The organism is Variovorax sp. IB41 (genome assembly GCF_016405905.1).
GTDB lineage: Bacteria > Pseudomonadota > Gammaproteobacteria > Burkholderiales > Burkholderiaceae_C > Variovorax.
This window is the reverse complement of sequence record NZ_JAEFCB010000025.1, coordinates 17,462-34,749: the sequence shown is the minus strand read 5'-3', so window position 1 is coordinate 34,749 and position 17,288 is coordinate 17,462. Positions and strand designations below refer to the sequence as shown.

The following is a 17,288-nucleotide window of genomic DNA, read 5'->3' as shown; positions in this document are numbered from 1 at the left end:
CGCTTCGTCATGACCGCGCACCCCCCACGATCGGCTTGACCCAATCGCGCGTGAGCGTGCCCGACAGCCCGTCGCCGGGCGGCAGGCTGATCACCAGGCGCACGCCGTCGGGCATGTTGACGATCGGGCCCGCGGGGTTGGCCGGCGTGGCCGGCGTCGTGGGCAGCGAGCTCGCGGGGGTCCAGGTGTTGTCGCGGAAGTAATAGAGCTGCCAGCCGCTGGTGGGCATGAGCGCCACGTCGTTGTAGCCGCCTTGCGTGCCGCCGCCGCCTTGCGCCCAGGAAGCCGCGAGGTTCCAGGCCTGCTGCCACTCGCCGCGCGTGGTGAAGGCCTGCGACTGCCAGCGCTGCCAGCGCGGGCCTTCGGCGCTTGCCCTGAGGGTCCAGGCCACCACCTGCATGCTGGGCGCCATCGGGTCGCTGCCGCGGCGCGTGAGCCGCAGCACGTTGCCGTCCCAGTCGATGGGGCGGGTCTGCGCGATCGAGGTCACCGCATCGAGGTCGGCGCCCCATTGGGCGAGCGTGGCCTGCAGGGTGAGGATGGCATCGGCGCGCTGCTGGTTCTGCGTGGTGGCGCGCGACATGCTGTCCAGCCCGCGCCAGCTCACGAGCGAGAGGAGCGCCATCACCGAGATGGCCACGAGCAGCTCGATCAGCGTGAAGCCGCGCGGCGCTTTCGCCTTCCTCTTCGTCTTCATCAGAAGCGCCCCACCACGGTCGAGATGCGCAGGATCGGCGAGTCGCCTTCGTCGCGCACCTGCACGTCCACGCGCCGGAAGTTCGGGTTGAGCGTGGGCACGGTCGAGGTCGTCACGTTGAACGAAACGCCCGCCTGCACGCAGATGGAGCCCGAGTCGCCCACGGCCGGCATCTGCCGCGCGAGCCGGGCCTTGGCGAGTTCGTTTTCGGCGCAGAGGTCGGCCAGCACCAGGTCGGACTGGCGCTGCGCATTGCGCGTGAGCGACATGGTGGCCTGCGAGCCCGCGGCCAGCGCGAGCGCGACGATGCCCAGCGCGATCAGCACTTCGATCAGCGTGAAGCCGCCGCTGGCCAACGTGCGCCGCAGTCTCATGGCACGGGGAGGACGGTGAAGGGGCGCAGGCCGTCGGTGGCGATGCGCAGCGCGCGCGCGGGCGGGCCGGCGGAATAGAGCGTGATCTGCTGCGCCGCGATGATCGGATCGGGCCCCAGCTGCAGCCCCGGAACCAGCGTGCCGTTGCCGAGCGCGGCCTGGGCGGTGATGCCTTCGGCGACCCAGCCGCTCGGGAGCGCATCGGCGGGAAGGCCATCGAAGACGAAGCTGCCTTCGACGGGGCGCCACCGCACGGCGACGCCGCTGGCCCGCGACTGGGCGCGGGCGGATTCGAGGAGAGCGGCGAGCCGGTCGGCTTCGCGGTCGAGCTTGGCCGCGTTGGTGTCGCGCATGGCAAAGCTCACGCTGGCGGTGGCGATCGCGATGATCGCGATCACGATGATCAGCTCGAGCAGCGTGAAGCCGCGCGATGTGCCGTTGCCGCTATTGCCAGCTGCCGATGTCGGCATTCTTGCCCTCGCCGCCGTTCTGTCCATCGGCGCCGAACGAGAGCACGTCGATTTCGCCCTTGATGCCCGGGTTCATGTACTGGTAGGGGTGGCCCCACGGATCGTTGGGCAGCTTCTCGACGTAGGGCTTCCAGTTCGGGGCGGCCGGGCCGACGGTGGGGCGCGTGAGCAGCGACTGCAGGCCCTGCTCGGCCGTGGGGTAGCGCTGGTTGTCCAGGCGATAGAGCTTGAGCGCCTGCATCAGGTTGTTGATGTCGGTGCGGGCGGCCGTCACGCGGGCGTCGTCGGCGCGCTCGATCACGTTCGGCACGATCAGCGCGGCGAGCACGCCGATGATGACCAGCACCACCATCAGTTCGATCAGCGTGAAGCCGCGCTGGGCGGTGCGGGAAGCGGCACGAAGGAATTTGTTCATAGGTTGGGCGACATGATTCGGAAAGCGCGCTGCATGATAATCCGCGCCCATGACAAGTCCTTACTCCGCTGCCCGCTGGCATGCCCCACTTGCAACGACGGGGCTTTGGGCGCTGGCCGCCGGTGCTGCGGTGTTCTGGGCCTTGCGCCTGTCTTCGCCGGTCGATGCCGTGGCTGCCGCGGCCGCGATGCCCAAGCCCTCGGTCACGGCGGATGCCGAGGCGGTCGGGCGGTTGCTCGGCGTGGTGTCCGCGCAGACGGCCGCGCCCGCAGCCCCCGAGGCGGCCAGCCGCTTTGCGCTGGTGGGCGTGGTGGCCGATCCGTCGAATCAGGGCGCTGCGCTGATCGCCATCGACGGCAAGCCGCCCAAGCCGTTCCGCGTCGGCTCGCGCGTCGGCGACAACTACATGCTGCAGTCGGTGGGCGTGCGCGCGGCGACGCTCGGTGCGCAGGTCGACGGGCCGCCGGCCTTCACGCTGCAACTGCCGGTGCGCGCGCCGATCAGCGCGGGGCTACCGCCGCCGCCGATCTCCGGCGTGTCGCCGATGCCCGCGACGGCCCAGGCGCCGGCGCAGCGCTCGGCTGGGGTGTTGCCGTCCACCATGCCGGCCGTGGCGATGCCGCCGCCGGCGCCCCAGCCCGACGCGTCGCAACAGCAGCAAGGTCAGGCGCCAGCAGCAGCGCAGTAGCCTGCTGCCGCAACAATGAAAAAAAGCCGGCTGTCACGCCGGCTCTTTTCGTTGCACGCGAACGTCGCCTCAAGCTTGCAGGAATAACCGGTAGGCCGGATTGGCCGTTTCCTCGACGCAGGGATAGCCCAGGTTCTCGAGGAACGCATCGAAGGCCGCGGCGTCGCCGGCCGGCACCTGCAGCCCGACCAGGATGCGGCCGTAGTCGGCGCCCTGGTTGCGGTAGTGGAAGAGACTGATGTTCCAGTTCGGCCGCATCAGGCTCAGGAACTTGAGCAGCGCGCCGGGACGCTCGGGGAACACGAAGCGCAGCAGGCGCTCGTCGTGCGCAAGGCCCGTGCGCCCGCCGACCAGGTGCCGCAGATGCTCCTTGGCGAGCTCATCGTGCGTGAGGTCGAGCGCGTCGAAGCCGTGGTCGCCGAAGCTCCTGGCGATGATGGCCGATTCGCCGCGCGCCGACGTCGTGAGGCCGACGAACACGTGCGCCTTGGCCGCGTCGCTGATGCGGTAGTTGAACTCGGTCACGTTGCGCAGCGCGCCGCCGGTCGATCCGGATTCCTTGGCATCGCTCGCGGGCAGTTCGCCGACCAGTTCGCAGAAGCGGCGAAAGCTGCCGCGCTCCTCGGGGATCGTGACGGCGAAGAGTGCTTCGCGCTCCTCGCCGACCTCGGCGCGCTCGGCCACGAAGCGCAGCCGGTCGAAGTTCATGTTGGCGCCGCACAGGATGGCGGCGTAGGTCTCGCCGTGGCGGCCGTGGTCGGCCGCGTACTGCTTGATCGCGGCCACGGCCAGCGCACCTGCGGGCTCGACGATGCTGCGCGTGTCGACGAAGACGTCCTTGATGGCGGCGCAGACCGCGTCGGTGTCGACGGCGATGTATTCGTCGACCAGTTCGCTGGCGATGCGGAAGGTTTCCTCGCCGACCAGCTTGACGGCGGTGCCGTCGGAGAAGAGACCCACGTCGGGCAGGTTCACGCGCTGGCGGGCCGCGACCGATTGCATCATTGCGTCGGAGTCGTTCATCTGGACGCCGATCACCTTGATCTCGGGACGCACGGCCTTGATGTAGTTGGCCACGCCGGAGATGAGGCCGCCGCCGCCGATCGCGACGAAGACCGCGTCGAGCGGGCCCTGGTGCTGGCGCAGGATTTCCATGGCGATGGTGCCCTGGCCCGCGATGACGTCCGGATCGTCGAAGGGGTGCACGAAGGTCAGGTTCTGCTGCTTCTGCAATTCGAGGGCATGCAGGTAGGCATCGGAATAGCTGTCGCCGTGCAGGACGATTTCGCCGCCGAAGCCGCGCACGGCGTCGATCTTCAGCCTGGGCGTGGTCACCGGCATGACGATCACCGCGCGGGTGCCGAGCTTGCGCGCGCCGAGCGCGACGCCTTGCGCGTGATTGCCGGCCGAGGCGCAGATCACGCCGCTGGCCAACTGGGCAGCACTGAGGTGCGCCATCTTGTTGTACGCGCCGCGCAGCTTGAAGCTGAACACCGGTTGCTGGTCTTCGCGCTTGAGCAGCACGGTGTTGCCCAGGCGCTCGCTGAGCGCGCTGGCCTTTTCGAGCGCGGATTCCACGGCCACGTCGTAGACCTTGGCGTTGAGGATCTTGCGCAGGTAGTCGGCGGGCGTGAGGGGAGCGAGGGGCGTCAGGGGCGCCGGAGCGGGTGCGGTGCGCACGGTTTTTTCCAGGGGAGTTTTCATTGGCTAGCCGGCGATGATAAGAGGCGCCCGGCTGGCCGGCACTCGCGCTGTCCTGGTTGGCCCGGGGCGGTCCAGAAAGAAAAAAGCCCCGAGTTTTGCAACTCGGGGCTAAATCCACCAATTGGAAGGGTGGAGGAGACAACTGTGAGCGCAAACGTATGCGCGATGAAATAAAGTATATCGACTGTTTGTTGCGTTGCAACAAGCGAGTGATGCTTTTCCCACACAAATTTCCCACACAAATCGATGCCAGCGTGCGTTTTTGCCCGGCATCCCGACTGGAATCCGAAAAATCATGGAATGCACAGTAAGTTGGACCGGCGACGCGGGAACGCGTTCGGCCATGGGTTTCGTCGCCGAAACGGGCAGCGGCCACGTCCTGATGATGGATGGCGCCCCCGACGCGGCCAAGCCGGAAAACGGCGGCCAGAACCTCGCGGCGAGGCCGATGGAAACGGTGCTTGCGGGCACGGGCGGTTGCACCGCCTACGACGTCGTGCTGATATTGAAGCGAGGCCGCCACCGCGTCGAGCGCTGCAGCGTCAAGCTGACCAGCGAGCGCGCGGAGAAGGACCCCAAGGTTTTCACCAAGATCCACATGCATTTCACCGTGGCCGGCAAGGGGATTCCGGCCTCTGCGGTGGAGCGCGCGGTCGCGTTGAGCCACGAAACCTATTGCTCGGCCAGCATCATGCTGGCGAAGACCGCCGAGATAACCACCAGTTTCGATCTGGTCGAAACCTGAGGCGACCCGCTTGCGCTTCTTCTAGATGCGGTGCGCCAGCGTGGTCATCACGCGAGAGGCCAGGCGCATGAGGCCCTTGACCGGCGCCGGGAGTTCTGCGGCGCCCGCATCGATGGCTTGCGCCGCATGGCGCGCCTCGTCGAGCTTCATCTGCTCGACCACGGCCCTGGAGGCGCTGTCGGCCGGCGGAAGCCGATCCAGATGGCTGTCGAGATGGGCTTCCACCTGACGTTCGGTTTCCGCGACGAAACCCAGGCTCAGCGGATCGCCCAGGCGTCCGGCGACAAGGCCAAGGCCGAAGGCGCCGGCATACCAGAGCGGGTTCAACAGCGAAGGCCGGGCGCCGAGTTCGTCCAGGCGTTGTCGCGTCCAGGCCAGGTGATCGGTCTCTTCGTGCGCGGCTTCAACGAATTGGGCACGCAGGGCTGGATCGCGCGCCACGGCGGCCTGGGCGGTGTAAAGCGCCTGTGCGCAGACTTCCCCGACATGGTTGACTCGCATCAATGCGCCGGCATCGCGACGCTGTTTTTCGTCCATTTCGCCGAGTGCCTGCGCCGGAGCGGGCATGGCCCGGGTTGCATGAGGACGGGCGAAAAGGGTGCGCAATGCCGCGTCTGCCGCGGTCAGGACGGGGTCTAGCAAGAGCGTCATGCAGCTATTTGACCGCACCTCGATAGCGCTGCAAAAAGTTACGGTTTTGTTCCGCATTGTGGTGTGGCGGATGGGCTAAGTCCTTTGTTGCAGGACTGCAACGAAACGCCGTGGCCATCCGAGATTTCGGGCGATTTGTTTTGCCCTGCCGAAGCGGCTCTGGTGCAATAGCAACAACTTCCCAAAAGGAGGTTGGCCCGGGGTCCGGTGGGAGCACAAAGTGCCAGTCACGGTGAGCCCTTCGCACCGGAGCCCTATGTTTAACCTTGGAGAAACTTGCAATGAAAAAATCTCTAGTTGCTCTGGCTGCCCTGGCTGTTGCCGGTGTTGCCTCGGCTCAGTCGTCCGTCACGCTGTTCGGTGTGGTCGACGCGTCGATCAGCGGCTACTCGTCCACCTCGCGTGACCTGAACGGTGCTACGTTCCTGAACCCGTTCTACGTGAACCAGGGTAGCGTCAAGGCAAGCCGCCGCGAACTGGCTAATTCGGGCTACAACTCCAGCCGTCTGGGCTTCCGTGGTACGGAAGACCTCGGTGGTGGCCTGGCAGCCAGCTTCTGGCTCGAAGCTCCGATCACCAATGACGACGGCCAGCAAGGCGTTTCGACGTTCGCTCGTCGTTCGACCGTGAGCCTGTCGGGTGGTTTCGGTGAACTGCGTCTGGGTCGTGACTACTCCGCCACGTTCTGGAACGACACCGTGTTCGATCCGTTCGGCACCAACGGCGTCGGCACCAACCTGGTCTTCACGGCTTCGTCGGCTTTCGCCAATTTCGCCGGTGCAGCTCCTGCACCTGTGATTGGCATCACCAATGTCAGCACCAGCAACTACACCCGCACGAGCAACAGCATCGGCTACTTCCTGCCGCCGAACCTGGGTGGTTTCTACGGCCAACTGCAGTACTCGTTCAGCGAAAAGACCAAGTACAGCCCTGGTACCGCTACGCCTGACGCCGCGAACAACTCGCGCGCTGGTCGTTACATCGGTGGCCGCTTCGGCTACGCAAACGGTCCTCTGGACATCGCAGCTGCCTACGGCAGCAGCACCGTTGGCGACCAGTTCTACGTCGGCACGACCAACAAGGTCAACACCTTCAACCTCGGCGCTTCGTACGACTTCGGTCCTGTGAAGCTCTTCGGTGAAGTGTCGCGCTCGAAGAACAAGCTGGACTACGAAACCGAACCGTTCCTGGGCGGCCGTCCTGACGTTGACCTGACCGGTTACCTGCTCGGCGTGACCGTGCCGGTCGGTGCTGGCCTGATCCGCGCTTCGTACTCGGCTGTCAAGTATGACGACAACGTCGCTGCAGATCCGTTCAACCCGTTCGCAGTGGCTCCGGCTGACCGCAAGGCCAACAAGCTGGCAATCGGCTACGTGCACAACCTGTCGAAGCGCACGGCTCTGTACGCAACGATCGCTCGTGTGAGCAACAAGAACGGTGCAGCTCTGACCGTTGGCGGCCCGTCGTTCGTGACCACCGGTGGCTTCACCCCGAAGACCTCGACCGGCTACGACTTCGGTATCCGTCACGCTTTCTGATTTGACGCTGGCGTAAGCCAGCATCAAAGCTAAAAGCTCAAAAGCCACTCGACGCAAGTCGAGTGGCTTTTTTCGTTTTGCCGCTGCAAAGAACAGAGTGTTGGCAATGAGCACCATGTGTGTGCACCCCCGGGGAACCCCCGTGCGGGCACGCACCTTGCACTGCTAGCATGCCCGATCACTTTGTTTGCTAATGATTGCCTTTGTACTGCGCCGCCTGATCCAGGCCGTGATCGTGATGATCGCGGTCGCGTTCATTGCCTTCCTCTTGTTCCAATACGTCGGCGACCCCGTCGTCTTCCTGCTGGGCCAGGACGCCAAGCCCGAGCAGATCCGTGAAATGCGCGCCGCCTTGGGGCTCGACCGTCCCTTCTTCGTGCAGTTCTGGCACTTTCTCGTCAATGCCTCGCAAGGCGAGTTCGGCCTGAGCCTGCGCCAGGGCGCCAAGGTGTCGCGCCTGATCGGCGAGCGGTTCCCGGCCACGCTGGAACTCGCGCTCGTCGCGGCCGCGCTGGCGCTCTTCATCGGCATCCCGATGGGCGTCTACACCGCTCTGCGCCGCGGCACGTTTTTGAGCCAGGTGTTCATGACGGTCTCGCTGCTCGGCGTGTCGCTGCCCACTTTCCTGATCGGCATCCTGCTGATCCTCGTCTTCGCGGTGCTGCTGGGCTGGTTCCCGAGCTTCGGGCGCGGCGAGACGGTGCAGTTCGGCTGGTGGACGAGCGGCCTCTTCAAGGTCGATGGCTGGCACCACATCGTGCTGCCGGCGGTGACGCTCGCGATCTTCCAGCTCACGCTGATCATGCGGCTGGTGCGCGCCGAGATGCTCGAGGTGCTGCGCACCGACTACATCAAGTTCGCGCGTGCCCGCGGCCTTTCGAACCGCGCCATCCATTTCGGCCACGCCCTCAAGAACACGCTGGTGCCGGTGATGACCATCACCGGCCTGCAGCTGGGCGGCCTCATCGCCTTCGCCATCATCACCGAGTCGGTCTTCCAGTGGCCCGGCATGGGCCTCCTGTTCATCCAGGCCGTGACCTTCGCCGACGTTCCGGTGATGGCCGCCTACCTGTGCCTCATCGCCTTGATCTTCGTCGTGATCAACCTCGTGGTCGACCTCTTGTACTTCGTGGTCGATCCGCGGTTGCGCGTGGGCAAGGCCGGAGGACATTGAACATGACGGCATCGGCTCCGCGCCTCACGGCATCCGGAAGGGCGTTCGCCCACATCGCGAGTTTCTATCCCGAGATCACGGCTTTCCGCCGCGACCTGCACGCACACCCCGAGCTCGGCTTCGAAGAGGTCTACACCGCCGGCCGCGTGCGCGAGGCATTGCGCGCCTGCGGCGTCGACGAGATCCACGAAGGCATCGGCAAGACCGGTGTGGTCGGCGTGATCCGCGGCAAGTCCACCGCCAGCGGCCGCATGATCGGCCTGCGCGCCGACATGGACGCCCTCCCCATGCGCGAGGACAACGATTTCGGCTGGCGCTCCGCCAACGACGGCCTCATGCACGGTTGCGGCCACGACGGCCACACCACCATGCTGGTGGGCGCCGCGCGCTACCTGGCCGAGACACGCGATTTCGACGGCACCGCCGTGCTGATCTTCCAGCCCGGCGAAGAAGGCTTCGCCGGCGCGCGCGTGATGATCGAGGATGGTCTGTTCGACCGCTTCCCGGTCAATGCCGTCTACGCCATGCACAACTGGCCCGCGATGCCGGCCGGCACCGTGGGCATCAACCGCGGGGCGATGATGGCCGCGGCCGACCGCATCACCATCCAGATCAAGGGCAAGGGCGGCCACGGCGCGCATGCCTACCAGACCATCGACCCGGTGGTGGTCGCCGCGCACATCATCACCGCGGCGCAGACCATCGTCTCGCGCAACGTGCGCCCCATCGATGCGGCCGTCGTCAGCATCTGCGCGGTGCAGGCGGGCGATCTCGGCGCGATGAGCGTGATCCCGGGCGAAGCCACGCTGGTCGGCACGGTGCGCACCTTCAGCGCGCGGGTGCAGGCCCAGGTCGAGCAGCGCCTGACCGAGCTGTGCACGGCGATCGCCGGCGGCTTCGGCGCCACCGCCACCATCAAGTACGAGCGCATCTACCCGGCCACCATCAACACCGCCCCCGAGGCGATGTTCGCGGCCGACGTGGCCGAGTCGCTGGTGGGTGCCAAGAATGTCGACCGCAGCATGGAGCCCAGCATGGGCGCCGAAGACTTCTCCTTCATGCTGCAGAAAAAGGCGGGCGCGTACCTGCGCATCGGCCAGGACGTGCGTGAAGGCGCGTTCCTGCACAACAGCCGCTACGACTTCAACGACGAGATCCTGCCGCTGGGCGCCGCGCTGCATGCCGGCCTCATCGAGCAGGGCATGCCGCTTGCTGCTACCCGCAGCACGCAGCCAGGGAAAGCAGCCGCCACCGCGGCATCGTGATGTGTTCGATTTCAACCCGAGGAGTGTCCCCATGAGTTTCAAGAAAAAAGTGGCCGCGGCCGCCGCCGTGTGCGCACTGGGCGCCGTCAGCCTGGTCGCGAGCGCGCAGACCATCCGGATCGCGAACCAGGGCGACGCGCTGTCGCTCGATCCGCACTCGCTCAACGAGTCGCTGCAGTTGAGCGTCACCGCCAACGTCTATGAAACCCTCGTGGGGCGCAACAAGGACCTGAGCCTTGCGCCGCTGCTGGCCACCAGCTGGAAGCAGACCTCGCCGAACGTCTGGCGCTTCGAGCTGCGCAAGGGCGTGGTCTTCCACGACGGCACGCCGTTCACCGCCGACGACGTGGTCTTCAGCTTCGCGCGCGCCCAGGGCGACGGCTCCGACATGCGCGCCACGTTGAGCGACATCAAGGCCGTGCGCAAGGTCGGCGACCTCGCCATCGAGATCGAGACCAACGGCCCCTTCCCGATCCTGCCCGACGTCATCTCGCTCACCATGATCATGAGCAAGAAGTGGTGCGAGGAAAACCAGGCCACCAAGCCCGTGGACCGCCGCAAGGGCATCGAGAACACCGCCTCCTTCAAGGCCAACGGCACCGGTCCGTTCCGCGTGCGCGAGCGCCAGCCGAACGTGCGCACCGTGTTCACGCGCAACGGCACCTACTGGGGCAAGATCGAAGGCAACGCGCAAGAGATCGTCTTCACTCCCATCGCCAATCCCGCCACCCGCGTGGCCGCGCTGGTCTCGGGCGAAGTGGACGTGATGGAGCCGGTGCCCGTGCAGGACATCGCGCGCATCAATGCCGCACCCACCGCCCGCGTCATCACCGGCCCCGAACTGCGCACCATCTTCCTGGGCATGGACCAGAAGCGCGACGAACTGCAGTACTCCAACATCAAGGGCAAGAACCCGTTCAAGGACAAGCGCGTTCGCCAGGCCTTCTACCAGGCCATCGACATCGCCGGCATCCAGCGCACCGTGATGCGCGGCGCCTCGCGGCCCACGGGCCTCTTGGTCGGCCCCGGCATCAACGGCTGGACCGCCGAGCAGGACAAGCGCCTGCCCTACGACGTCGAGGCCGCCAAGAAGCTCATGACCGAAGCCGGCTACCCCAACGGCTTCGAGGTCACGATGAACTGCCCGAACGACCGCTACGTGAACGACGGCCAGATCTGCCAGAGCGTGGCCGCCAACCTCGCGCGCATCAACGTCAAGATCAACCTGGCCGCCGAGACCAAGGGCACCTACTTCCCCAAGATCCTGCGCCGCGACACCAGCTTCTACATGCTCGGCTGGACCCCGACCACCTACGACGCGCACAACGCGCTGAGCTCGCTGACCGCCTGCCCCGACGACAAGGGCACGGGCCAGTTCAACCTGGGCGCGTACTGCAACCCGAAGCTGGACGAGCTGACCAAGAAGATCCAGTCCGAGACCGACAAGACCAAGCGCAACGAGCTCATCAAGGAAGCCTTCAAGCTGCATGCGGACGACATCGGCACGCTGCCGCTGCACCAGCAGTCGCTCGCGTGGGGCGTGAGCAAGAAGGTCGAGCTGGTGCAACTGGCCGACAACTTCATGTACTTCAAGTGGATGAGCATCAAGTGATTCCCCCGGCCGCCCCTCGGGCGGCCTGACGGCCCGACCATGGGCCCGCTTCTTGCGGGCCCATTCCATTTGCCACACGATGAAAATCAACCCCCACGCTCCCCTTGCTGCGCAATGTCCGCTGCCCCCCGAGGGGGCCGTTTTTCATCTTGGGGCGGCCCGGCGATGAAAAAAACACTCGCCCGCTGGCTCGACAGCGACGTCGGCTACAGCTTTCGCACCTCGCCCGTGGCGATGGTGGCGGCGCTCATCGCGCTGGCTTGCCTGTTCTGCGCGGCGTTCGCCGGATGGGTCTCGCCGCACAACCCCTTCGACCTCGCGACGCTCGAACTCGGCGACGCTCGCCTGCCGCCCGCATGGAGCGCGGAGGGCTCGTCCAAGTACCTGCTCGGCACCGATGACCAGGGCCGCGACATCCTCTCGGCCGTCATCTACGGCGCGCGCATCTCGATGATCGTGGGCGTCGTCTCGGTGGTTCTCTCGGTCGTCGTCGGCGTGGTGTTCGGCCTTTTGGCCGGCTTTCTCGGCGGCTGGCTCGATTCGTTCCTCATGCGCGTGTGCGACGTGATGCTGTCGTTCCCGCCCATCCTGGTCGCGCTACTCATCGCCGGCGTCGGCCGCGCGCTTTTCCCGGGCGCGCACGAGTCGCTCGCGTTCGGCGTGCTGATCATTTCCATCTCGCTCACGGGTTGGGTGCAGTACGCGCGCACCGTGCGCGGCTCCACGCTGGTGGAGCGCAACAAGGAATACGTGCAGGCCGCGCGCGTCACCGGCGTCGCGCCCGTGCGCATCATGCTGCGCCACGTGCTGCCCAACGTGATGGGGCCGGTGATGGTGCTGGCCACCATCCAGGTCGCGACCGCGATCATCACCGAGGCCACGCTCTCGTTCCTGGGCGTCGGCGTGCCGCCGACTTCGCCGTCGCTGGGCACGCTCATCAGCATCGGCAACCAGTACCTGTTCTCGGGCGAATGGTGGATCACGGTGTTTCCCGGCCTGATGCTGGTGCTCATCGCCCTGAGCGTGAACCTGCTCGGTGACTGGCTGCGCGACGCGCTCAATCCGCGCCTGCGCTGAAGAGAAAAGGAGAACGCCACCATGACGCTGCTCCAGGTCCAAGACCTCGTCGTCGAATTTCCGCACCGCCGCGGCACGCTGCGCGCGATCGACCGCATTTCCTTCGACATCGCGCCCGGCGAAATCCTCGGCGTGGTGGGCGAATCGGGCGCCGGCAAGTCGCTCACGGGCGCGGCCATCATCGGCCTGCTCGAGCCGCCGGGCCGCGTGGCCAGCGGGCAGATCCTGCTCGAAGGGCAGCGCATCGACAACCTGAGTTTCGATGCGATGCGCCCCATCCGCGGCCGCAAGATCGGCGCGATCTTCCAGGACCCGCTCACTTCGCTGAACCCGCTCTACACCGTGGGCCGGCAACTCATCGAGACCATCCGCGCGCACCTGCCGGTGACCGAATCCGAAGCCCGCAAGCGCGCCATCAGCCTCCTGCAGGACACCGGCATCCCGGCGGCCGAGCAGCGCATCGATCACTTCCCGCACCAGTTCTCCGGCGGCATGCGCCAGCGCGTGGTGATCGCACTCGCGCTCGCCGCGGAGCCCAAGCTCATCGTGGCCGACGAGCCGACCACCGCGCTCGATGTGTCGATCCAGGCGCAGATCATTCAATTGCTCAAGCGCATCTGCAAGGACCGCGGCGCGGCCGTGATGCTCATCACGCACGACATGGGCGTGATCGCCGAGACCTGCGACCGCGTGGCCGTGATGTACGCGGGCCGCATCGCCGAGATCGGCCCGGTGCACGAAGTGATCCACCAGCCCGCGCACCCCTACACCTCGGGCCTGATGGCCTCGATTCCCGACATGGCGAGCGACCGCGAGCGCCTCAACCAGATCGACGGCGCGATGCCGCGCCTGAACGCCATTCCGGCGGGCTGCGCCTACAACCCGCGCTGCCCGCGCACCTTCGCGCGCTGCCTCACCGAGCGGCCCGAGCTGCTGCACGCGGGCGCCACGCGCGCGGCCTGCTGGCTGCACGACGCGGCCGACCCGCATGCGGGCCAGGCGGAGATCGCCGCGAAGCACCACGACGCGCTGGCCGCAGGCGAACGCGCCACGCCCGAAGCGGCCGAACCCATCGCGGAGGTGACGCGATGAGCGCCGTGATCGAACCCCGCAAGGAAACAGCCGGCGAGCCCTTGGTCGTCGCGCACGATCTCGCGCGCACCTTCGACGTCTCGCCGCCCTGGCTCAACCGCGTGCTCGAGCGCAAGCCGCGCGTGCTGCTGCATGCGGTGGACGGCGTGAGCTTTTCCATCGAGCGCGGCAAGACGCTCGCGCTGGTGGGCGAATCGGGCTGCGGCAAGAGCACCGTCGCGCGCCTTCTCGTCGGCCTCTACGCGCCCACGCGCGGCGGCCTGCAGTTCGATGGACAGGACGCGCACGCCGCCTTCAAGACCCCCGAAGGCCGGAAGCTCCGCCGCCGCATCCAGATGATCTTCCAGGACCCCTACGCGAGCCTGAACCCGCGCTGGATCGTCGAGGACATCATCGGCGAACCGCTGCGCGAGCACGGCATCCTCAGCGGCAAGGCCGAACTGCGCGAGCGCGTGGGCGAACTGCTCAAGTCGGTGGGCCTCTCGCCGCTGGACATGAGCAAGTACCCGCACCAGTTCTCCGGCGGCCAGCGCCAGCGCATCTCGATCGCCCGCGCGCTCGCGACGCAGCCGGAGTTCCTGGTGTGCGACGAGCCCACCTCCGCGCTCGATGTGAGCGTGCAGGCCCAGGTGCTCAACATCATGAAGGACCTGCAGCGGGAGCAAGGCCTCACCTACCTCTTCATCTCGCACAACCTCGCGGTCGTGCGCCATGTGGCCGACCAGGTCGGCGTGATGTACCTGGGCCGGCTGGTCGAGGTGGCGGACAAAGAGAAGCTCTTCGCCGATCCGCAGCATCCGTACACGCGCATGCTGCTGGACGCGATCCCGCAGATGAAGCACACGGGCCGCCAGCGCACGCCGGTGCAGGGCGAGGTGCCGAATCCGCTGAACCCGCCGACGGGGTGCGCGTTCCATCCGCGCTGCCCGCATGCGAACGCGCGCTGCTCCGCGGACCGGCCGAAGCTGCTGAGCCTCAAGGGCGTGCAGGTGGCTTGCCATGCGGTGGAGGAGGGGCGCATCTAGCACCGCTCCTTATTCCGGGTCGGCGCCGCGTGTTCGGCTTTGGGTCTATAACTCCTTGGTGCTTTCGTAAAAATCACACCAAGGAGAACAGCACATGTGGGCCCTGCTCCTGTTGCCCTTCGTGGGTCTGTTGTGGCTTCCGTTCTACAACAGCCCGTTGCCCGAGTTGTTCGGCTTTCCCTTCTTCTACTGGTACCAGCTGCTGTGGGTGCCGATCACGGCGCTCTTGATCTGGATCGTGTACCGCAGCGGGTATGAAGAGGGAGACGAATGATGGACGGCCACATCAACTGGACCGCGCTCTCGGTCTTCGTGTTCTTCTTCCTGCTGGTCACGGTGATGGGCTTCTGGGCCTCGCGCTGGCAGAGCGGAGGCAAGAACAGCAAGGGCGCCCATCTGGACGAATGGGGCCTGGGCGGGCGCAACTTCGGCACCTGGATCACCTGGTTCCTCGTGGGCGGCGACTTCTACACCGCCTACACCGTGATCGCCGTGCCCGCGCTGGTCTATGCGGTGGGCGCTTATGGCTTCTTCGCGCTGCCCTACACCATCCTCGTGTACCCGATCGTCTTCGTGATCATGCCCAAGCTCTGGCATGCGGCGCACAAGGCGGGCCATGTGACGGCGGCCGACGTGGTGTACGGGCGCTACGGCTCGCGCGCGCTGGAACTGGCCATCGCCGTGACCGGCGTGGTCGCGACCATGCCCTACATCGCGCTGCAGCTGGTCGGCATGGAGGTGGTCATCAAGGCGCTGGGCCTCACGGGCGAACTGCCGCTGGCGGCCGCCTTCGTGATCCTCGCGCTCTACACCTATTCGGCCGGGCTGCGTGCGCCGGCGCTCATCGCGTTCGTGAAGGACCTGATGATCTACATCGTGGTGCTGGTCGCGGTGGTGCTGGTGCCCATGAAGCTCGGTGGCTACAGCAGCGTGTTCCATGCGGCCGGCGATGCCTTCGCGGCCAAGGGCGGCGCGACCGGCCTCACCCTCAAGCCCGCGCAGTACCTGCCGTACGCGAGCCTGGCGCTCGGCTCGGCGCTCGCGGCCTTCATGTATCCGCACACGCTCACCGGCATCTTCGCGGCCAAAAGCGCCAACACGATCCGCAAGAACGCCGTCTTCCTCCCGGCGTACACGGTGCTGCTCGGCCTCATCGCGCTGCTGGGCTACATGGCCTATGCGGCCCACCTCACGGTCAAGAGCAACAACGACGTGGTGCCCGCGCTCTTCAACGCGCTGTTCCCCTCGTGGTTCGCGGGCTTCGCGTTCGCGGCCATCGCCATCGGCGCGCTGGTGCCGGCGGCGGTGATGTCGATCGGCGCGGCCAACCTGTTCACGCGCAATTTCTGGAAGGCCTACGTCAAGCCCGACGTCACGCCGGCGGGCGAGGCCAAGGTCGCGAAGATCGTCTCGCTGGTCGTGAAGCTGGGGGCGCTGGTGTTCATCCTGTTCCTGCCCACGCAGTTCGCGCTCGACCTGCAGTTGCTGGGCGGCCTGTGGATCCTGCAGACCTTTCCGTCGGTGGTGTTCGGCCTGTTCTTCGGCTGGTTCCGCGCGCCGGCGCTGCTTGCCGGATGGGCCGTGGGGCTGGTGGGCGGCAGCTGGCTGGCGTTCTCGGACGGCATCAAGCCCGTGCACACCTTCGTGATCGGCGACGGCAGCTACACGCTGTACACCGGGCTGACTGCGCTGGTGCTCAACATCGTGGTGGCGGTGATGGTGCAGTTGGTGGTCAAGGGCGGCCCATTGCGGGAGCCCGTGCTGGCGAGGAAATGAGACCGTTCTGAAAAAGTGTGCGCAAAGGCACCGCCTTGCGCGGGAATCCGTTGCAGAGTGCGGGCCATGCCAATGACGACACTCGCTACCTCCGAACTGGGCCGCCGAGGCTTTCTGATGGGCACCGCCCTGGGCGCGACCGCCGTGCTGGCTTCCCTCGCTTGCACGGTGCAGGCGGCCGGCGCGCCGTCGCAGCGGATGCCGGTCATCTTCATCGGCCACGGCACGCCGATGAACGCCATCGCCGACAACGCATTCACACGCCGCCTCTCGGCCTGGGGCCGGGAGCTGCCGCCGCCCATGGCCATCCTCAGCGTGTCGGCGCACTGGTTGAGCCGCGGCGCGACCGGCGTCGGCATACAGGCGAAGCCGAAGACGATCCACGATTTCGGCGGCTTCCCGCAGGCGCTGTTCGACGTCGAGTACCCCGCGCCCGGCCATCCGGCGCTGGCCCGCGAAACCGTCGGCGCGGTGAAGCAGGCGCCGGTGATCGCCACCGAGCAATGGGGCCTGGACCACGGCACCTGGTCTGTGCTCAAGCACCTCTATCCGAAGGCCGACGTCCCGGTCTTCCAGCTCAGCATCGACTACGACAAGCCCGCCGCCTTCCACTATGCAGTCGGCCGTGACTTGATGGCCCTGCGTGACAAGGGCGTGCTCGTGATGGGCAGCGGCAACGTGGTGCACAACCTGCGCGCCACCGACCGCGGCACCGCCGACGGCCCGAAGGCGAGCCGCCCCTGGGCGCAGTCCTTCGACGACACGGTGAAATCAGCGCTCGCGGGCCGCGACGACCGCGCGCTGATCGGCTATGAAAAGCTGGAAGGCGCATCCACCGCGGTGGCCATGCCCGATCACTACTTCCCGTTCCTCTACGCGCTCGGCGCCGCCGGCGCGGGCGAGCGCGCAAAGACGGTCTACGAGGGGTTCCAGTCCGGCACGCTCAGCATGCGCTGCGTGCAGTTCGGCTGAAGGCGCGAATGAA

Annotated in this window: 18 protein-coding genes; 12 read left to right on the top strand and 6 right to left on the bottom strand. The window is 66.7% G+C overall.

Annotated features, from left to right (window positions below; translation table 11 throughout):
* Nucleotides 1–7: 7 nt before the first annotated feature.
* Genes JC881_RS28895 through gspG form a run of 4 tightly spaced genes read right to left on the bottom strand, consistent with a single transcriptional unit; the run spans nt 8 to nt 1,956 of the window.
* Nucleotides 8–697: a PulJ/GspJ family protein gene (locus JC881_RS28895; RefSeq protein WP_198789224.1), complete on the bottom strand. Its 690-nt coding sequence runs from the start codon at nt 695–697 to the stop codon at nt 8–10.
* A complete protein-coding gene (gene gspI, locus JC881_RS28890) occupies nt 697–1,071 on the bottom strand; it encodes a type II secretion system minor pseudopilin GspI (protein WP_198789223.1) in 375 nt (124 codons plus the stop codon). The genes JC881_RS28895 and gspI overlap by 1 nt, the downstream gene beginning before the upstream one ends.
* On the bottom strand, nt 1,068–1,541 hold the full coding sequence (locus JC881_RS28885; RefSeq protein WP_198789222.1) for a prepilin-type N-terminal cleavage/methylation domain-containing protein: 474 nt from the start codon (nt 1,539–1,541) through the stop codon (nt 1,068–1,070). The genes gspI and JC881_RS28885 overlap by 4 nt, the downstream gene beginning before the upstream one ends.
* Nucleotides 1,516–1,956 carry a type II secretion system major pseudopilin GspG gene (gene gspG / locus JC881_RS28880; protein WP_013539627.1) on the bottom strand — a complete coding sequence of 147 codons (441 nt, stop codon included), beginning with the start codon at nt 1,954–1,956 and terminating at the stop codon, nt 1,516–1,518. Before gspG ends, JC881_RS28885 begins: the two co-directional genes overlap by 26 nt.
* A 49-nt stretch (nt 1,957–2,005) precedes the next feature.
* Between gspG and JC881_RS28875 the strand changes: the two genes are divergently transcribed.
* The gene (locus tag JC881_RS28875) at nt 2,006–2,644 is read left to right on the top strand and encodes a type II secretion system protein N (RefSeq protein ID WP_198789221.1); all 639 of its coding nucleotides are present in this window, start codon (nt 2,006–2,008) and stop codon (nt 2,642–2,644) included.
* A gap of 69 nt (nt 2,645–2,713) precedes the next feature.
* On the opposite strand, the gene ilvA is transcribed toward JC881_RS28875, so the two are convergent.
* The gene (gene ilvA / locus JC881_RS28870) at nt 2,714–4,348 is read right to left on the bottom strand and encodes a threonine ammonia-lyase, biosynthetic (protein ID WP_233102103.1); all 1,635 of its coding nucleotides are present in this window, start codon (nt 4,346–4,348) and stop codon (nt 2,714–2,716) included.
* Nucleotides 4,349–4,643: 295 nt separating this feature from the next.
* On the opposite strand from ilvA, the gene JC881_RS28865 reads away from it, so the two are divergent.
* Nucleotides 4,644–5,093, top strand: a complete 450-nt coding sequence (locus JC881_RS28865) for an OsmC family protein (protein ID WP_198789259.1) — start codon at nt 4,644–4,646, stop codon at nt 5,091–5,093.
* 21 nt (nt 5,094–5,114) lie between these two features.
* On the opposite strand, the gene coq7 is transcribed toward JC881_RS28865, so the two are convergent.
* On the bottom strand, nt 5,115–5,744 hold the full coding sequence (coq7, locus tag JC881_RS28860) for a 2-polyprenyl-3-methyl-6-methoxy-1,4-benzoquinone monooxygenase (RefSeq protein ID WP_198789220.1): 630 nt from the start codon (nt 5,742–5,744) through the stop codon (nt 5,115–5,117).
* A 281-nt stretch (nt 5,745–6,025) separates the two neighbouring features.
* Here coq7 and JC881_RS28855 point away from each other — a divergent pair, with 281 nt between their 5' ends.
* The 10 genes from JC881_RS28855 (at nt 6,026) to ygiD (ending at nt 17,275) form a co-directional block, all read left to right on the top strand.
* Nucleotides 6,026–7,282 (top strand): porin, encoded by a 1,257-nt coding sequence (locus JC881_RS28855; protein ID WP_198789219.1) that lies wholly within the window; start codon nt 6,026–6,028, stop codon nt 7,280–7,282.
* Between the two features lie 193 nt (nt 7,283–7,475).
* Entirely contained in the window at nt 7,476–8,456 is a 981-nt protein-coding gene (locus tag JC881_RS28850) for an ABC transporter permease (RefSeq protein WP_198789218.1), read from the top strand.
* A 2-nt stretch (nt 8,457–8,458) separates the two neighbouring features.
* The gene (locus tag JC881_RS28845; protein ID WP_198789217.1) at nt 8,459–9,721 is read left to right on the top strand and encodes a M20 aminoacylase family protein; all 1,263 of its coding nucleotides are present in this window, start codon (nt 8,459–8,461) and stop codon (nt 9,719–9,721) included.
* Between the two features lie 31 nt (nt 9,722–9,752).
* Complete coding sequence (locus JC881_RS28840; RefSeq protein ID WP_198789216.1) at nt 9,753–11,333, top strand: ABC transporter substrate-binding protein; 1,581 nt, start codon at nt 9,753–9,755, stop codon at nt 11,331–11,333.
* A 165-nt stretch (nt 11,334–11,498) separates the two neighbouring features.
* Nucleotides 11,499–12,410 carry an ABC transporter permease gene (locus JC881_RS28835; protein ID WP_198789215.1) on the top strand — a complete coding sequence of 304 codons (912 nt, stop codon included), beginning with the start codon at nt 11,499–11,501 and terminating at the stop codon, nt 12,408–12,410.
* A 21-nt stretch (nt 12,411–12,431) separates the two neighbouring features.
* A complete protein-coding gene (locus JC881_RS28830) occupies nt 12,432–13,502 on the top strand; it encodes an ABC transporter ATP-binding protein (RefSeq protein ID WP_198789214.1) in 1,071 nt (356 codons plus the stop codon).
* Nucleotides 13,499–14,527: an ABC transporter ATP-binding protein gene (locus JC881_RS28825; protein WP_198789213.1), complete on the top strand. Its 1,029-nt coding sequence runs from the start codon at nt 13,499–13,501 to the stop codon at nt 14,525–14,527. Before JC881_RS28830 ends, JC881_RS28825 begins: the two co-directional genes overlap by 4 nt.
* 94 nt (nt 14,528–14,621) lie before the next feature.
* Nucleotides 14,622–14,801 (top strand): DUF3311 domain-containing protein, encoded by a 180-nt coding sequence (locus JC881_RS28820; protein ID WP_093439587.1) that lies wholly within the window; start codon nt 14,622–14,624, stop codon nt 14,799–14,801.
* Nucleotides 14,801–16,303, top strand: coding sequence for a monocarboxylate uptake permease MctP (mctP, locus tag JC881_RS28815; RefSeq protein ID WP_198789212.1), 1,503 nt, complete (start codon nt 14,801–14,803; stop codon nt 16,301–16,303). Before JC881_RS28820 ends, mctP begins: the two co-directional genes overlap by 1 nt.
* Nucleotides 16,304–16,375: 72 nt before the next feature.
* Nucleotides 16,376–17,275: a 4,5-DOPA dioxygenase extradiol gene (ygiD, locus tag JC881_RS28810; RefSeq protein WP_332875309.1), complete on the top strand. Its 900-nt coding sequence runs from the start codon at nt 16,376–16,378 to the stop codon at nt 17,273–17,275.
* The last annotated feature ends 13 nt before the right edge of the window (nt 17,276–17,288 follow it).

Excerpts from the sequence above, each read along its gene's own strand:
- JC881_RS28825 (WP_198789213.1), top strand. The coding sequence starts at position 13,499 with ATGAGCGCCGTGATCGAACCCCGCAAGGAAACAGCCGGCGAGCCCTTG.
- ygiD (WP_332875309.1), top strand. The coding sequence starts at position 16,376 with ATGACGACACTCGCTACCTCCGAACTGGGCCGCCGAGGCTTTCTGATG.
- JC881_RS28850 (WP_198789218.1), top strand. The coding sequence starts at position 7,476 with ATGATTGCCTTTGTACTGCGCCGCCTGATCCAGGCCGTGATCGTGATG.
- JC881_RS28840 (WP_198789216.1), top strand. The coding sequence starts at position 9,753 with ATGAGTTTCAAGAAAAAAGTGGCCGCGGCCGCCGCCGTGTGCGCACTG.
- JC881_RS28895 (WP_198789224.1), bottom strand. The coding sequence starts at position 697 with ATGAAGACGAAGAGGAAGGCGAAAGCGCCGCGCGGCTTCACGCTGATC.
- JC881_RS28830 (WP_198789214.1), top strand. The coding sequence starts at position 12,432 with ATGACGCTGCTCCAGGTCCAAGACCTCGTCGTCGAATTTCCGCACCGC.
- JC881_RS28875 (WP_198789221.1), top strand. The coding sequence starts at position 2,006 with ATGACAAGTCCTTACTCCGCTGCCCGCTGGCATGCCCCACTTGCAACG.
- JC881_RS28865 (WP_198789259.1), top strand. The coding sequence starts at position 4,644 with ATGGAATGCACAGTAAGTTGGACCGGCGACGCGGGAACGCGTTCGGCC.
- JC881_RS28885 (WP_198789222.1), bottom strand. The coding sequence starts at position 1,541 with ATGCCGACATCGGCAGCTGGCAATAGCGGCAACGGCACATCGCGCGGC.
- JC881_RS28835 (WP_198789215.1), top strand. The coding sequence starts at position 11,499 with ATGAAAAAAACACTCGCCCGCTGGCTCGACAGCGACGTCGGCTACAGC.
- JC881_RS28845 (WP_198789217.1), top strand. The coding sequence starts at position 8,459 with ATGACGGCATCGGCTCCGCGCCTCACGGCATCCGGAAGGGCGTTCGCC.
- gspI (WP_198789223.1), bottom strand. The coding sequence starts at position 1,071 with ATGAGACTGCGGCGCACGTTGGCCAGCGGCGGCTTCACGCTGATCGAA.
- JC881_RS28855 (WP_198789219.1), top strand. The coding sequence starts at position 6,026 with ATGAAAAAATCTCTAGTTGCTCTGGCTGCCCTGGCTGTTGCCGGTGTT.
- coq7 (WP_198789220.1), bottom strand. The coding sequence starts at position 5,744 with ATGACGCTCTTGCTAGACCCCGTCCTGACCGCGGCAGACGCGGCATTG.
- gspG (WP_013539627.1), bottom strand. The coding sequence starts at position 1,956 with ATGAACAAATTCCTTCGTGCCGCTTCCCGCACCGCCCAGCGCGGCTTC.
- ilvA (WP_233102103.1), bottom strand. The coding sequence starts at position 4,348 with ATGAAAACTCCCCTGGAAAAAACCGTGCGCACCGCACCCGCTCCGGCG.
- JC881_RS28820 (WP_093439587.1), top strand. The coding sequence starts at position 14,622 with ATGTGGGCCCTGCTCCTGTTGCCCTTCGTGGGTCTGTTGTGGCTTCCG.
- mctP (WP_198789212.1), top strand. The coding sequence starts at position 14,801 with ATGGACGGCCACATCAACTGGACCGCGCTCTCGGTCTTCGTGTTCTTC.